At 55.7% G+C, this 14860-nt stretch carries 14 protein-coding genes; 10 read left to right on the forward strand and 4 right to left on the reverse strand.

The features are described 5' to 3' along the window. The first annotated feature begins 3 nt into the window (after nucleotides 1-3). The 3 genes from M2418_RS18410 to M2418_RS18420 all read left to right on the forward strand — a co-directional run bounded on the left by M2418_RS18410 (nucleotide 4) and on the right by M2418_RS18420 (nucleotide 2972). Nucleotides 4-987, forward strand: a complete 984-nt coding sequence (locus M2418_RS18410; protein ID WP_192490761.1) for an ABC transporter permease subunit — start codon at nucleotides 4-6, stop codon at nucleotides 985-987. A gap of 67 nt (nucleotides 988-1054) precedes the next feature. Next, nucleotides 1055-1993 (forward strand): ABC transporter substrate-binding protein, encoded by a 939-nt coding sequence (locus M2418_RS18415; protein WP_192490762.1) that lies wholly within the window; start codon nucleotides 1055-1057, stop codon nucleotides 1991-1993. Nucleotides 1994-2075: 82 nt separating this feature from the next. Then, entirely contained in the window at nucleotides 2076-2972 is an 897-nt protein-coding gene (locus M2418_RS18420; RefSeq protein ID WP_259148389.1) for a sugar phosphate isomerase/epimerase, read from the forward strand. A gap of 72 nt (nucleotides 2973-3044) precedes the next feature. Here the strand turns inward: M2418_RS18420 and M2418_RS18425 are convergent, their stop codons facing one another. From M2418_RS18425 to M2418_RS18440, 4 genes are all read right to left on the reverse strand, one after another. After that, nucleotides 3045-5057, reverse strand: a complete 2013-nt coding sequence (locus tag M2418_RS18425) for a hypothetical protein (protein ID WP_259148390.1) — start codon at nucleotides 5055-5057, stop codon at nucleotides 3045-3047. Nucleotides 5058-5273: 216 nt separating this feature from the next. Beyond that, nucleotides 5274-5504 (reverse strand): hypothetical protein, encoded by a 231-nt coding sequence (locus M2418_RS18430; RefSeq protein ID WP_259148392.1) that lies wholly within the window; start codon nucleotides 5502-5504, stop codon nucleotides 5274-5276. Between the two features lie 549 nt (nucleotides 5505-6053). Continuing rightward, a complete protein-coding gene (locus tag M2418_RS18435; RefSeq protein ID WP_259148394.1) occupies nucleotides 6054-6881 on the reverse strand; it encodes a transporter substrate-binding domain-containing protein in 828 nt (275 codons plus the stop codon). A gap of 166 nt (nucleotides 6882-7047) precedes the next feature. Then, nucleotides 7048-7977, reverse strand: coding sequence for a LysR family transcriptional regulator (locus M2418_RS18440; protein WP_259148396.1), 930 nt, complete (start codon nucleotides 7975-7977; stop codon nucleotides 7048-7050). Nucleotides 7978-8126: 149 nt separating this feature from the next. Here M2418_RS18440 and M2418_RS18445 point away from each other — a divergent pair, with 149 nt between their 5' ends. The 7 genes from M2418_RS18445 (at nucleotide 8127) to M2418_RS18475 (ending at nucleotide 14855) form a co-directional block, all read left to right on the forward strand. After that, entirely contained in the window at nucleotides 8127-9302 is a 1176-nt protein-coding gene (locus tag M2418_RS18445; protein ID WP_259148397.1) for an FAD-binding oxidoreductase, read from the forward strand. Continuing rightward, the gene (locus M2418_RS18450; RefSeq protein ID WP_259148398.1) at nucleotides 9299-9553 is read left to right on the forward strand and encodes a (2Fe-2S)-binding protein; all 255 of its coding nucleotides are present in this window, start codon (nucleotides 9299-9301) and stop codon (nucleotides 9551-9553) included. Before M2418_RS18445 ends, M2418_RS18450 begins: the two co-directional genes overlap by 4 nt. After that, a complete protein-coding gene (locus M2418_RS18455) occupies nucleotides 9546-10883 on the forward strand; it encodes an FAD-dependent oxidoreductase (protein WP_259148400.1) in 1338 nt (445 codons plus the stop codon). The genes M2418_RS18450 and M2418_RS18455 overlap by 8 nt, the downstream gene beginning before the upstream one ends. Nucleotides 10884-10897: 14 nt before the next feature. After that, nucleotides 10898-12298, forward strand: a complete 1401-nt coding sequence (locus tag M2418_RS18460) for an aldehyde dehydrogenase family protein (protein ID WP_259148410.1) — start codon at nucleotides 10898-10900, stop codon at nucleotides 12296-12298. Nucleotides 12299-12309: 11 nt separating this feature from the next. Continuing rightward, nucleotides 12310-13053 (forward strand): 4-hydroxy-tetrahydrodipicolinate reductase, encoded by a 744-nt coding sequence (locus tag M2418_RS18465; protein ID WP_259148411.1) that lies wholly within the window; start codon nucleotides 12310-12312, stop codon nucleotides 13051-13053. Nucleotides 13054-13079: 26 nt separating this feature from the next. Further along, a complete protein-coding gene (dapA, locus tag M2418_RS18470) occupies nucleotides 13080-13997 on the forward strand; it encodes a 4-hydroxy-tetrahydrodipicolinate synthase (RefSeq protein ID WP_259148412.1) in 918 nt (305 codons plus the stop codon). Between the two features lie 192 nt (nucleotides 13998-14189). Next, nucleotides 14190-14855, forward strand: a complete 666-nt coding sequence (locus M2418_RS18475; protein WP_250983939.1) for an amino acid ABC transporter permease — start codon at nucleotides 14190-14192, stop codon at nucleotides 14853-14855. The last annotated feature ends 5 nt before the right edge of the window (nucleotides 14856-14860 follow it).

The following is a 14860-nucleotide window of genomic DNA, read 5'->3' on the forward strand; positions in this document are numbered from 1 at the left end:
ACAATGAGCGCAAGTGAAACCGAACAGAGCAGGATGGAAAAGCTGAAACTGCGCTCAACGCTGACGGCGCTCGGCATGTTGCCTGTTCTTGTTCTGCTGGCCATCGGCTTCCACTTGATCAGTGGTCGGTTCCTTTCCGCCAATAACCTTTCCATCGTCATGCAACAGGCTTCGATCAATACGGTGCTTGCGGCTGGCATGACCTTCGTTATTCTGACCGGTGGTATCGATCTGTCAGTTGGCTCGATCCTTGCAGCGTCCGCGATGATTGCAGTGATTGTTTCTCTTGTGCCTGATCTCGGCATGCTGGGAATTCCGGCCGCGATTGCTGCCGGCCTTGCCTGCGGTTTCCTCAACGGTGCCATCATCGCCTGGCTGAAGCTGCCGCCTTTCATCGTCACACTGGGTTCACTGACAGCCATTCGTGGCGTTGCACGTCTGCTCGGCAACGACACGACAGTGTTTAATGCGGATCTGCCCTTTGATTTTATCGGCAATGGCACGCTGTTCGGCGTTCCGTGGCTGGCGGTTATCGCGCTGACGACCATCGTTGTGTCGTGGTTCATTCTCAAACGGACGGTACTCGGCACATGGATCTATGCCGTGGGTGGCAACTCGGAAGCCGCCAGACTGACCGGCATCAAGGTGCCACTGGTTCTCCTGTTCGTCTATTCGATGTCTGGTCTGTTGTCCGGTGTTGGCGGTGCCATGTCTGCCGCACGCCTTTATGCGGCCAATGGCCTGCAGCTCGGCCAGGCCTACGAACTTGATGCCATCGCAGCGGTCATCCTTGGCGGCACGAGCTTTGTTGGCGGGGTCGGTTCGATCTGGGGCACCCTCATCGGCGCCCTCATTATCGCCGTGCTTTCCAACGGCCTCATCCTCGCCGGTGTCTCTGACATCTGGCAGTACATCATCAAAGGCCTTGTGATCATCGTCGCCGTCGGCCTCGATCGCTACAGGCTCCAAGGGCTTGGCCGGACCTGATTTCCGGCTGAACGAACCGGTTGGGAACCGGAAACAACCGCGCAAAACGCGCATTATGGAGGAAAACATGCGTCTTATGTCCAAGTTGCTTATCGGCACCGCCATGGCTGCCGCCCTTTGCATGCCCGCAGCCGCCAAGGACCTCAACAAGATCGGCATTTCGGTCGGTCTGCTTGGTAACCCGTTCTTTGTTGCCACCATCAAGGGCATTGAAGACCGCGCCAAGGAGATCAATCCGAACGTCGAAGTTATCTCCGTTTCCGCCGACTATGACCTCAACAAGCAGGTCTCCCAGATCGACAGCTTCATTGCTGCCGGTGTCGACATCATCATGCTGAACGCAGTTGACGCCAAGGCCATCGCGCCGGCCGTCAAAAAGGCAGAGGCCGCCGGCGTTGTTGTGGCAGCGTTTGACGTTTCCGCTCCGGGCGCCAACGTCACCGTCATGACCAACAATGTCAAGGCTGGCGAAGAGGCCTGCAACTACATCGCCGAAAAGATCGGCGGCAAGGGCGACGTTGTCATCATCAACGGACCAGCCTCGTCCTCGATCCTCGATCGCGTTCAGGGTTGCAAGGAAGCTCTTGGCAAACATGCAGATATCAAAATCCTGTCCGACGACCAGAATGGCCAGGGTTCCCGTGAAGGCGGTCTTGCCGTGATGCAGGGTCTGTTGACCCGGTTTGACAAGATTGACGCGGTTTTTGCGATCAATGACCCGACAGCAATTGGCGCTGAACTTGCCGCCAAGCAGCTCAACCGCAGTGAGTTCATCATTACCGCTGTCGACGGTGCACCAGACATCGAAAAGTCGCTCGCCAGCGGCAATTCCATGATCAAGGCATCCGCTTCGCAGGACCCATATGTCATGGCCGGTCAAGCCTTGAAGCTTGGCGTGGACGTGCTGAACGGCAACAAGCCGGCTGAGCCAATCGTGTTGCTCGACCCGCAGCTGATTACCGCAGACAACGTCAAGGATTACAAGGGCTGGACTGCAGCTCGCTAATCTCCTCCAGACAGGACTGGCACCGTACGTATATGCGGTGCCAGTCCGACTTTTTTCCATTCAATTCAGAAAGTACCGGGATATGTCGAAGATCGGTGTGCATTCCTTTGTCTGGAGCGCGGGCTCCTCGCGCGATGAGCTTGAAAAGGCGCTCGAGAACACGCAAAAGCTGGGCTACAAGCTGATTGAGTTCTCTTATCTTGATCCTGCTCAGGTCGATGTTTCCTGGCTCGCAGGCCGTATCCGTGAACTCGGCCTCGACGTTGCCGTCAGCATGGGCCTGCCACCCGAAGGCGATATCTCGAGCGATGACGCATCAGTGGTGGCCAACGGCGTCGATATCCTTGACCGGGCTGTCGCGCTGGTGCGCGATCTCGGCGGCAGCAAACTTGCAGGCATATTGAGTTCCTCCCATGGCAAGCAAGAACATGTGCTGACCAGAAGATCATGGGATAATAGCGTCTCAGCGCTGACAAAGGTGGCAGACCGCGCCAAAGCATCTGGCGTCACACTCAATCTCGAAATCGTCAATCGCTTCGAGAGCAACATGCTCAACACCGCTGCACAGGGAATGGCCTATATCAAGGATACAGGCGCCTCGAATGTGCTGCTGCATCTCGACACCTTCCACATGAACATTGAAGAGGCCGATGTTGGCCTCGCCATCCGTCACGCGGCGGACAAGATCGGCTACATCCACATTGGCGAAAGCCACCGTGGTTATCTGGGAACCGGCACAATCGACTTCCCGGCAATCTTTGACGCGCTGGTAGCAATTGGCTGGGATGACTATGTGACGTTCGAATCCTTCTCCACCACCATCGTCGATAAAGATCTGTCACTGAAGACGGCCATTTGGCGCAATTTGTGGGACGATAACGTTGCTCTGGCCAAACATGCGCACCGCTTTATCGAACTTGGGCTGGAAACAGCCCACCTCAAAGGCCAACTGGTTCGTCAGGCTCATCTGCCAGTTTAATGAACAGACCCAACACGCCTTAAAGTTCGTCGGCGGCCCACACATCTGAGCCGCCGACTTCTTGGGTCGCGCTTATTCAGCGGTCGCTTCGATATCGATCCGGCCTAACAGATACATCGGATTTTGCGATGCGGCTGCCAGATCAAGAACACCAAGGCCGTTCGGACCCTTGGCCTTGATAGTGACAGTCAATGTGCCTGGCGCGTTGATGAAGAGAAGAACGGCATCAGCAGTGCCCTGCAGTTGTGGCTGGGTGGCCGTGATTTCCTGCAGGCCCATGGTCGCACCGACCGTCAAGATGCCCCGCACCTGATCTTCGGTCATGTTGTTTTGCGCCGCGTAGAGCTTCACGGCCTTGTCAATCAGACCTTCGTCCTTGATCGTCATCTTCACTTCGCGGCCAGCGAGGCCAAAAAGCGCCCCTTGCATGCGTGTGGTATCAAACGAGAAAAACTCCTCGCCAAAGCCACTCACCAGACCGGAAAAATTGATGCTGCCGATATCCTTGCCATTCGCAGATATTTCCTTGATGACGAGGTTCTTGTTTGCTTCATCCCAATTTGCAGCAAGCCCGTAGGAGACGGTCAGAACCTCCATACCCATCTTGCGCAACTGCACGAAGGTTTCATCCGAAGAATTCTCAGGGATTGGAAGCGTCAAATCTTCCTGTTTGATCGTGATGTCGGTTGGAATGCCGTTAAATGGCTTGGTCAGTGCCATCTCATAGTTCTTGAGCTGGAACTGAACGCGCTCAGGCACCGCCGCCGCCGCCGCTTCATCACCTTCTGCCGTATCATCTGTCTTTGGGGTCGTCACGTCAACGTTGATACCTGCAGCGCGAATGGTGCCCAATTCCGGCATCAGTTGGCTGAATGCAAAGCTGGCCATCTCGTCTTCTTCAAGACTCACAAACTTGCCGAAGCCCTCGAGCGACGAACCCCAGTCGAAACCCGTAAGGCTGGCCTCAGCAACTTCGATTTTGTCGTCGCCATTACCCATTTTCAAGCCGTGCAGGCCGACATTGAGCTTGCGACCGTCCATTTGCAAAAAAGTACTATCAACGACCAGCTTTAGCTTCTTTCCTTCTTCATCGCTCGCCGTGTCAGGGGCGTCGACAGTCAGGCCGCGCAGCTCCAAATCGGCCTTGCCCATCATGTCTACGAGAGAAAGAAACTTGCCGAAATATGCCTGCCTCTCTTTAGGTGAGAGATCGTCATAGTTTGTCGCTGTTGATAGTGCCTTCAAAGTCTCCATAAGGGGCTCCGATGGCATGCGCGAGCTGACCCCCTTGCTGATCATCTCATCATAAGTGAACTTCGTCTCACCGTCTGAGAAAGCAATTTTGCTGACCGTAACCGGTCCATAGACAAGCTTTGCGTCCTTGTCGTCAGGGCCAGCCTTTTCAGTGTACAGCCGGACAAGATAGGCAACATCAATGCTCTCACCTGCGATAGCACCGGTCGTGATCAGCATATTCTTCGTTTTGGTCGCGGCATCACTCTCCGGCAGATCGACCGTAACATCATAGCTGCTGCTATCGACCGAATATTGGGCGATCTTGCCATCGGCCACCCCTGTGAAGACAACATCTTTGTAAACCGTCTTCTGACCGGTATTGGCGACTTTTTGAGTAGCGATGGTTTCAGGAATAAAAATACGCTTTGCGGAAAAGCTTGCAATCACGTCAGCAGGAGAGGCGTCGTGCGAGATATTTTTATTGAAAGCCGGCTCTTCCCAACGGATATGCGGTATCGAAGCGTTGACCAATTGTGTCTCGACTTCAACGCCATTTACCTGCAGATCGCTTTTGAGGAACAGAAATTCCTGGCGGCCATCAGCCGCCGCAATACGCAGATTGCCCCCATCGGCTTGAGGCAGCACAAAGTTGCGAACATGAATACGTCCGAGAAAATCGACCTTGACGACCTCAGCTGTGCCGCCAGTGCTGGTGATGAAATCCTTCACTTTACCTTCGTAGACAGTCTTAACCCCGACGACGCCGACGGCTGCAACTGCGATCACTGCAACGGCTGCAAATAGCGCCTTGCGCCGACCCTTGACGGTCTGCTTGTTTGCTTGTTCCACGAAGTTGGTCCTCTTACTATACAGAATTGAAACGAAACGTCTTTTAAGCACGCGAAAGTTGCTTCGCAAGCCCGGGCGGAGACAAGCGTCGGTGATAAATCAACGACTTGCAAAAACATGTGGCCACCCATGCCAGGAGTGACCGAGCCTGGGATCAAATTTGCGGCAGCGGTATCACAGCCAAGGACCGCAAATATCGCGATGGCACCATCAGGATCACGCGGAAAACTTCACGGTCACGCCACGTTGGCGGAAATAGGCCTGCATCAACTTACGGCCGGAGCGGTTGTTATGGGCCAATTTTGTCGGATCAAAAACCGCTTCCTTGGCGCCTTCACGCGCCAACGCCTGCTTGAGGTCAGTAATATGCAGGTCAATGTCAGCATTGTCCGACTGGATCGATGCGTAAATCTTGTCAGTTACCTCAGCTACTGTCTGTTCGCTCACGGTACTTATCCTCTCATTCGTAAAACCGGCCGGATATCACAAATTTTCTGGCTGTCCTACTGGATGAGTGATGTTCACAGAATCTTAATAACGGAAGTCTTCCGCAAATTTTGACTGATCTTTTCCGTGAACCAAAAGTGATCTTCTATTTTTGCATAGCTCCACTGCGCTATTGGCTATTTCGAAGGCACGCATTTTATCGTATTCATTAACTCAACGAAGCGATGCACCTCCTCCCGCAAAGCTTCGTCATCAGACGGCCCACTCCTCCTCCCAAGGGACGTCTGGAAGAATAGCGGCATCCTCCTCCCAGTCGCTATTCAAATCTTTCGAAAGCCTGCCGCACCTCCTCCCGCGGCAGGCTTTTTCGTTTCCCGCAATAGTTTCAGATATTTTTCGAGGCAGTATTCTGCCAGCAAAGCAAAAAATCGCGCTTGTAGCGCGATGGAGTTGGGCTGCAATCAATGATGTCGTATGGCTTGCGGCCGGAATGCAGAAATCCTTCCCTTCGTCTCGAAGGGAAGGACCGGTCGTTAGACAGAAAAGCGATCAGCCACCAAAGCCGAAGCCATCAGGAATGTCTGTCAGCGTAATGCCGAATGGCTCGAGGCTTTTCAGGATCCAGGTCTGATTGTTGCCAATACGGCGGTTATATTCTGCCCAAGCAGACACGAATGTCTTGAAAGGCTCGTCCACACTGTAGTTGAGGGCAATCACCGACGGTGTCGACAATACCGGAGTAGGGACCTGTACGGACCCAATGTTTGGTGCCTTCTTTGAAATCACGAGCCCGTTCAACATGGTGTTGACCAAGCCCTCGGCCTTGCCCGTGGTAACAGCAACAATGGCTTCGTCACGGGTCTTGAAACGCAGAATATTGGCCTTTGGCAGATATTGCTGGGTAATCAGGTCCTGTGCAGAACCAAGATCAACGGCAAATGTATATTTGGGATCGTTCAGTTCATTCCAGGTCTTGCCATTGAGCTCTTCTTTCGAGGAAACAATGACAAAGCTGTTGTAATAGGTCGGATCAGAGAACGACACCGACATGGCGCGAACTGGCGTTGCAGTAACCGCAAAAGCCATGTCGACCTTGCCGCTTTGTACATCCAGGATGGCGTTCGCCCAGCTGGATTCAACCACTTCAAGTTTGACGTCGAGCGTCTTGGCAATGTCATTTGCCATGTCGATGACAAATCCCTGCCACTCGCCCGTGCGGGGGTCCTTGTTGAAATAGGGCGTTTCATTGAGAATAGCCGGGATACGAAGGACGCCGCGGCTACGGATATCATCGATTGTTCCAGCTGAGGCAATGGTGCCGCCCAACAGTGACAGTGCAATCACTGCCGCACCACAGAGCTTGGAAAATAATTTCATAATCTCGTTCTCCTATGTTCCCCGGAATATTTTTTACTGTCCGCGACCCGCGCTCCTGAAAGTCCAGTCCACGAGGCCAGTCGGTCGAGAACCAGCCTATCCGTGATTTGACCGGGAACAATGCTAGAGACTCGGACGTACTTATCTGCTTTTTTATATGTCGTGCTCACAGCGGCGGAAGCGAAAGCTCGCTCGACCGCGGAGGATCGAGCACCGGCCCGACAAGTTCTCGGCGACAGTCATCGAACAACTGCTGTACCATCGGGTGTTTCTGCAGAAATCCTGCGGTTCCGAAATAGACGCGCACCTCTGGCAGATTGGTGAGTTTTTTACTGCGGATCGTGTGATCTTTCGGCCCGACACACCACGATGGAATAATCGAAAAGCCCAGCCCCTCGGCCACACAACGCTTGACGCTGGAACTGCCTGAAGTGGACACAACAGGTTGCACGATTGCCCCGTCACGCGCCAGAAAATCGACGGCAAGATTTCGAAGGGTCTGCCCGGGCTCGTAGGTTATGAACGGCCGCCCCTCCGCCCAGCTTGGTATATCCTGCGGGTCAGGAAGTTCGCCCCAGCTTTCAGGATAAACACAACTCAGCCTGTAACTGCCAAGCAATCGCTGCGGCACAACCGGATCACCAAAATATCGCTCGGAAATACAGACATCTAGACTACCGTTCTTGACCAGTTCGGCCAGGACGGTGTCACGTTCATACACCGCGAACTCGATTTCCGGAAAAACCTCGCGGAACCGCGACAATATGTTGGTGAAAAGGTAATAAAAAATCGCCTGTGGCATGCCGACACGAAGTGACGAACGTTGGTTCTCGATCAGCTTTGTCAACCGTTCGAGCATGATATCAAGCTCTGGATGCAACAGATTATAAAGTGCGCGCCCGCGTGGTGTGAGCGATATCCGCTTGGCGCCCTGTTCTGAATCGATCAGCTTACCCTTCAGAATCTGCTCCAGCCGCCGGACATGATTGGCGGCTGATTGGTAACTCAAGTTGAGTTCTCGTGCCGCACCGGAAAACGATCCCAGGCGCGCCACCTGATAAAATGTCTGGATGAGTGTAAGGCTTATCTTGGCCATGACTTTGGTCCCCCTCCCTCTTTTCTAGAGAGTGATGAGTTTTTAGCGGATACAAATTTCGTGACCAAGTAACGTCATCATCTTGTATCGACGGACAAGGCCAGCCTCCGCCAATATCGGGCGACAAGCAACAAGGTCGGCCAGAATTTATGCAATCCCGCTCTTCATTCAGCGTTATCGTCGTCGGATCCGGCATCGTCGGTGCTGCGACTGCCTACTTTCTGGCTCGGCGTGGCGCAGAGGTAAGGCTGCTTGACGCATCCGCACCTGCAGCCGAAGCAACCGGGGCTGCAGACGGCGCCGTCTCGGTCGCAAGCAAGCGTCCAGGCCCAATGATGACCGCAGCAATGAAGGGTGTCGCACTCTATGGGCAGCTGGCGGATGAGGGCCTGTTTGCAGGCGCGTTCAAACGACGCTCGACCTTCATCATTGCAGCGTCCGACGATGAATGCGCTGTGTTGGACGCCCATTCGGCAGCACTTGCAAGCGCCGGGGTCACTGTAGAGACGCTTAGTGACGCGGCCTTGCACCATTCATTTCCGGCACTTTCGCGACAGGCGAAAATGGCTGTCGAGGTGCATGGTGAAGGCCACGCCATTGGCTATCAGATCGTTCACCGGCTGCTGACCGCAGCTAAAATCAGAGTCGACCGCGATACGCAGGTGCAGGGCATCCGCGTTGAACAGGGCGGTAACCGTATCGCCGCTATTGCCACCAACCGCGGTGATCTCAGGGGCGACGCGGTTGTTATTGCGGCCGGCAACGGATCCGCCAAACTCCTTGGTTTGTCAGATGTGCTGACACCAAGAAAAGGCCAGCTTCTGGTGACCGAACGGGCACCGGCACTGAATGCCCTAATGCCCGGCGCCATCATGTCCGGCCGCTATCTCCTGAGCAAAGGCAGCCAGAAAGGCGCGCAGGCAGCAGCATCGCGTGGCCTCGGACTGGTTATCGATCCGCTCACCACAGGGCAGTTTCTGATCGGCGGTACCCGCGAAGATTTCGGCCGCCGCGAAACCAACGATATCGATGCGGTGACGCAGATATTGTCCAGCGCCGTCGATCTCGTTCCCGGTCTGGCCGGGGTCAGGCTGTTGCGGAGTTTTTCGGGCGTTCGCACCGCTGTTATTGATGGTTTACCGCTGGTAGGGCGAATTCCCGGTCTCGAAAATGGTTATGTCGCAACAGGTTTCGAAGGCGATGGCATTTGTCTTGGCCCGGTAACCGGCAAGGCTATTGCGCAGCTGGTTTGCGATCAAAAAACTGATCTCGATATCTCCGCATTTAATCCTGCCCGCTTCAACAGTTGTGGAGTGGCAGCATGACCGCAATGACATTTGAGTGGATGGGACAGAATATTCCGTTTCGTGCGGGTGAAAGTGTCGCGGCAGCCTTGGACGCAGCCGGCATCCGCAGCTTCGGCCATGACGGACTGGGACAGGAAACACGGTATTTTTGCGGCATCGGCGCCTGCCAATGTTGCGCCATGCGCATTGACGGCACAGTCCGTGAAGCCTGCATCACTCCGGCCAAAGTTGGCATGCGGGTGGAGCCGATGGAGAACAGACATGGTTGAACCAGATGTTCTCGTGATCGGTGGCGGGCCCGCCGGCATGGCCACGGCGACAGAGGTCGCGCGCGCCGGTTATATGGTTGAACTCGTTGAACAACGCGACACTCTCGGTGGTGCAATCTACCGCCAACCGATTGCTGGCGTTGAAAGGTCATGCCACACGGCGCAGACACAGGCTCGTTGGCAGGCGATCCTGAGTAAATTTTCGCAAGCCCGTATCCCGGTGCACCACAATTCGGTTTTCCTCGGCGTGGATGGCGACGGAGTGGTTTTGCTAGACAACAGGCGCACCGGACACATCGAGCAGCGCCGTCCACGGGGTGTCATCATTGCCTGTGGTGCTGTCGAAAAGGTTTTGCCGCGACCGGGCTGGCATCTTCCCGGCGTGTCCACCGCCGGTGGTTTACAAGTTATGATGAAAGAAACGGGCAGGGCACCGGAGGGGAATATCCTTCTTGCGGGAAGTGGTCCCTTGCTGATTGCAGTTGCCGCGCAGATGGCCAGGTTGGGCAAGCCACCGGTTGCCATTGTCGAGGCGGGTGATCCACTCCACCAAGTTGGACCCTCTTTTGCAATGCTGCCCCATCTTTCACTGCTACGTGAGGCAGTCGGATATCTTGCGCATATATATGCCCGGCGTATTCCGTGGATACGTGCTGCACGCCTGGTGGCAATCGAGCGCAATGAAACTGCACTCCTTGCAACCATTCGCAGCGAGGATGGCAAATCCCAGACTATCACGGCGGATCGCATCGGCCTGCATGATGGTATTCGCCCGAACGATTTTGGACTGCCGCCAGAGGTCACAGACAGCCCGTCAGGCCCGTTCGTTCTGCGGGCAGGTGATTGCCGCGAAGCTTTGGGTGCTTTTGCTGCCGACGCCGATGGTAAGCGGGCGGGCCAGGCAGCCGTTACCATACTTTCGGGCAAAGGGACGGCAGCGAACATCTCCAAAACAATAAATCGTGCCCGCAAGGCGCAGGACACCCTGTCAGCCCTTTTTGCACCATCAGATCAATCCTCGGTCTTCAACCAGTTGCCTGATGAAACCGTGCTTTGCCGATGCGAAGGCAAGACAATCGGTGATCTTCGCCAGCTCTGTGAACGAGAAGACCTGCTGAGCGGACGCGAAGTCAAACACAATGGCCGGTTTGCCATGGGCGCCTGTCAGGGACGTTTCTGCGCGGCAAATACCGCCGCTCTCATGGCTGAACTCAACCCGGGCGACCGTGCTGCGACAGCACAGGACCTCACCGGCCGCCGCTGGCCGTTACGTCCGGTTTCCATCGCGGCGCTGACTGGCGCCAACTCCACTCCCCACGATAACAATTGAAAAGGTTTACCGAGATGACTCAAGCGCAGCGATTGATACTTGATACAGCCAAGGTGATCATCGTCCGCAATCCATTCAACGATGCACCGGTTGGTGAAATTGCCGTCAGTTCGCCTCTCGAGATCGCAGAAGCCATCACACGTGCCAAGGCAGCCCAGAGCGAGTTTCGTCATTCAACTCCGGCGGTCCGCCGCGCAATGCTGAATGCACTGGCGCTGGAAATCGCCGCCGACGCGGAAAATCTTGCCAAGAGCATTTCCAGTGAAATGGGCAAGACAATCCGCGAGGCGCGTAACGAGGTTCGCAGAGCACAGAACACGCTGCGGCTGTCAGGAGATGCGGCAACATTTCTGGATGGTGAAGCACTGCACTGCGCTATCGTCGAGGGCGGCGCCGACCGTCTGGCAACCATTACCTACGAACCAGTCGGCGTGATCGGCGCCATCACACCATTCAACTACCCCCTGAACCTGCTTTGCCACAAGTTGGGCCCGGCAATTGCTGCTGGAAATGCAGTCGTTGCAAAACCATCTCCCAAGGCACCACTCGCCGCAGCACGCCTGCGTGAACTTGCCTTGAAGGCTGGATGGCCCGCCGATCTTTTCCAGGTGGTACATGGTGCAGCTGAGGCGGCCCTTTCATTGGCCAGGTCACCGATTGATCTGCTGTCTTTCACCGGCGGTCCGGCTGCCGGACTGGCACTCAAGAACGCCAGCGGGTTGATCCGCTGCCTGATGGAATTGGGTGGCAACGATCCGCTGTTTGTCCTGCCCGACGCAGACCTCGACAAGGCAGTCGCCACCACCATCGGACATCGTTTTGAGATTGCCGGTCAGAGCTGCGCAGCTGTCAAAAAGCTCTATCTGCACCGCGACATCGAAAAAACTTTCACAGAAAAACTGCTGGCAGCCGTTGATGCCGTGGAGTTTGGAAACCCGTCGGATGAGGATACCGACATGGGCACTGTCATTGACCTTGCTGCAGCCAAGAATGTGGCTGATCGGATCGCGGCAAGCGTTTCCGGATCGGGTGCAAGATTGCTAACCGGCGGCTCCCATGACGGCACGGTATTTGCCCCGACCGTGTTGACCGATGTCACGGCAGATGCGCCAGTCATTGCCGATGAAACATTCGGTCCGGTTATCGCAATCCGGTCGTTTTCCGACCCGGCTGAAGCGATTGCCGAGGTTAATGCCGGTGCCTACGGATTGCAGGCGGGTATTTTCACCAATGACCATGCGCTGATCAAGACCTTCTCAAGGGATCTTATTGTCGGGGGCGTTATGGTCAATGAAGGACCAGATTTCCGGGCCGAACACGTGCCGTTTGGCGGCGTGAAGCGCTCTGGACTTGGCCGTGAAGGTGTTCGCATTGCTCTACGCGAGATGTCGGAACCAAAAGTCGTCATCGACTGAGGAGTAACACCATGCGCATTGCTATTCTCGGCGCATCCGGCAGGGTTGGTACTCGTCTCATTGAGCTCACCCTTGCCAATCCGGGACTGGAACTGGTTGCGGCACTCGTTTCGCCGCAATCGAGGCTGGTTGGTACGCCGGTTGCCGGTGGCAGCATTGAATATCGCCCGGCGGAACGCTGGATAAAGACCCGCAGCGATGTGATGATCGACTTTTCCACTCCGGCGGCAAGTCTTGCGATGCAGGACCTGCTCTGCACGAAGAACATTCCCGTGGTCATCGGCACCACTGGTTTCACATCGGAAGATGATGCGCAGTTGACGGCATTCGCCACCAACCGACCGTTGATGATCAGCGCGAATTTCGCCCATGGTTTTGAAGCATTCCGGCGTTCAGTGATCGATTTTGCCCGCCGCATGCCGGACGCCACAGTGACGATCAGCGAAACCTATCATGCCCGCAAGAAGGCGGAGCCATCCGGCACGTCGCGGCTTCTGGCGCGGGATCTGTTTGAAGCACAGAGCCTTGCCATGGGGTTTCCCGCACCAGAGCCGGTCATCCTGATTGATCGTATCGGTGAAACAGTTGGTATCAACGAAGTACGCTTCACCATGGGATCGGCCCGTACAGTTTTCAGCTACCGCGTCGAAACACTGGCGGCTTACGCGGAAGGTGCGCTGGCCGCCGCGCAGTGGCTGGTTTCAAGACAACACCCCGCGGGGCGCTACAGCCTGGCCAACAGTCTGGCCGATTGAACGAGATAAAGAGAGGAACTTGGACCATGCAGAACATTCATGACCGTTTCAACGGAGTTTTCACTGCCCTCATTACCCCCTTCAAGGATGGCAGCGTCGATCTGCCCGCCTACGATGCATTGGTTGAGCGCCAGCTCGAAGCCGGTGTCGCGGGACTCGTGCCTGTTGGCACAACCGGTGAGGCAGCGACACTGAATGACGATGAAGCCGATATGCTGATTGCGCGCACCGTCAAGCTGGCCGCTGGCCGCGCGATTGTCATGGCTGGAGCGGGCGCCAATGACACCAGGAAAACGATTGAAAAAGTGAAGCGCGCCGAAGAAGCAGGCGCCGATGTGTTGCTGATCGTTACGCCCTACTACAACAAACCGACGCAGGCCGGACTTCTGGCTCACTACAGTGCAGCCGCAGAAGAAACGTCGTTGCCGATCATGCTTTACTCGGTTCCGGGCCGTTGCGGTGTCGAGATTGCACCGGAAACCTGCGCCGAACTGATGCACCGCCATGACAACATCATTGCAATCAAGGAAGCTGGCGGCTCAGCATCGCGTGTGACGCAGCTTCGCGCGGCATGCGGGGAGGGCTTGATCATCCATTCCGGCGACGATGGCCTGACCCTTCCGTTCCTGTCGCTAGGTGCCGCTGGCGTTACCAGTGTTGTCTCCAATGTCGCCCCGCGCGAAATGGTCCAGCTTGTCGAAGCCTGGAAGTCGGGTGACACGGCGCGCGCGCTGGCGCTTCACGAACTGATCGCCGAACTGACGGACGGAATGTTCATCGAGTCCAATCCCGGCCCAGTCAAGGCTGCCCTGGCACTCTCCAACCTCGCGGGACCGGAAATGCGCCTGCCGATGGTACCGGTATCGGACGTGAACCGCGAAAAGCTCATTGGAATTCTAGGTCGTTTTGCCAGCGCGTCTGTCGCCTTCCAAGAAATGCGATAAGCAGCGCCATCAGCTTTGCATTGTCCGCCTGTAGCGGACATAGCACTATCAAATCGTCAGCTGCTGTTACCTTGCGGCGGCTGACGCGAAAAACAAGGGAACAACAATGACAAAACGAACCGATGAGAAGCTGCGGTCCCCGCGCGGGTATTGCCCGTTTTTATGCGCGGCGGTGACAGCCGGAGGTGAGCGATGAATTACAGCTGGGACTTCCACTCCGTTTGGCAGTACTGGGACCTCTTTCTCTGGGGCCTCTGGATCACTGTCGTCTATACATTCGGCTCGATATTTTTTGGCATCATCATCGGTTTTGTGACCTGTGCGGCGCGGCTCTCCGGCTGGAAAATCTTCTCGGCCATTGCCCGCATCTATCAGGAAATCTTTCGCTGTACGCCGCTCTTGGTGCAGCTATTGTGGTTCTATTACGCGTTTCCGCTGCTAATCGGCGGCTCGATCGACAATCGCCTGGCAGCCATGTTGACGCTGTCGCTTTATGTCGGTGCGTTTTACGCTGAAATCTTCCGGGGCGGCATTGTTTCTATCGACAAGGGACAGCGCGAAGCGGCATCCGCTATCGGCATGAGCCCATGGCAGTCGATGACCCGCATCATCTTACCGCAAGCGATGAAAAGGGTGCTGCCATCCTTTATCAATCAGTCCGTCATCCAGTTCAAAAACACATCGCTGGTGTCGGTCATTTCGGTTGCCGATCTCGCCTACATGGCAGCGGTGGTCAACGGCCAGACCTACCGGCCGCTGGAATCCTACACATTAATGGCTGGCCTCTACATCGCCATGCTCCTACCGCTTACCCAGGCTGCGGACTGGATCGAACGACGCCTCAGAGTCAGCGACTAACGGAA

Origin of the sequence: Rhizobium sp. BIGb0125, from assembly GCF_024810055.1 — a bacterium.
Lineage (GTDB): Bacteria > Pseudomonadota > Alphaproteobacteria > Rhizobiales > Rhizobiaceae > Agrobacterium.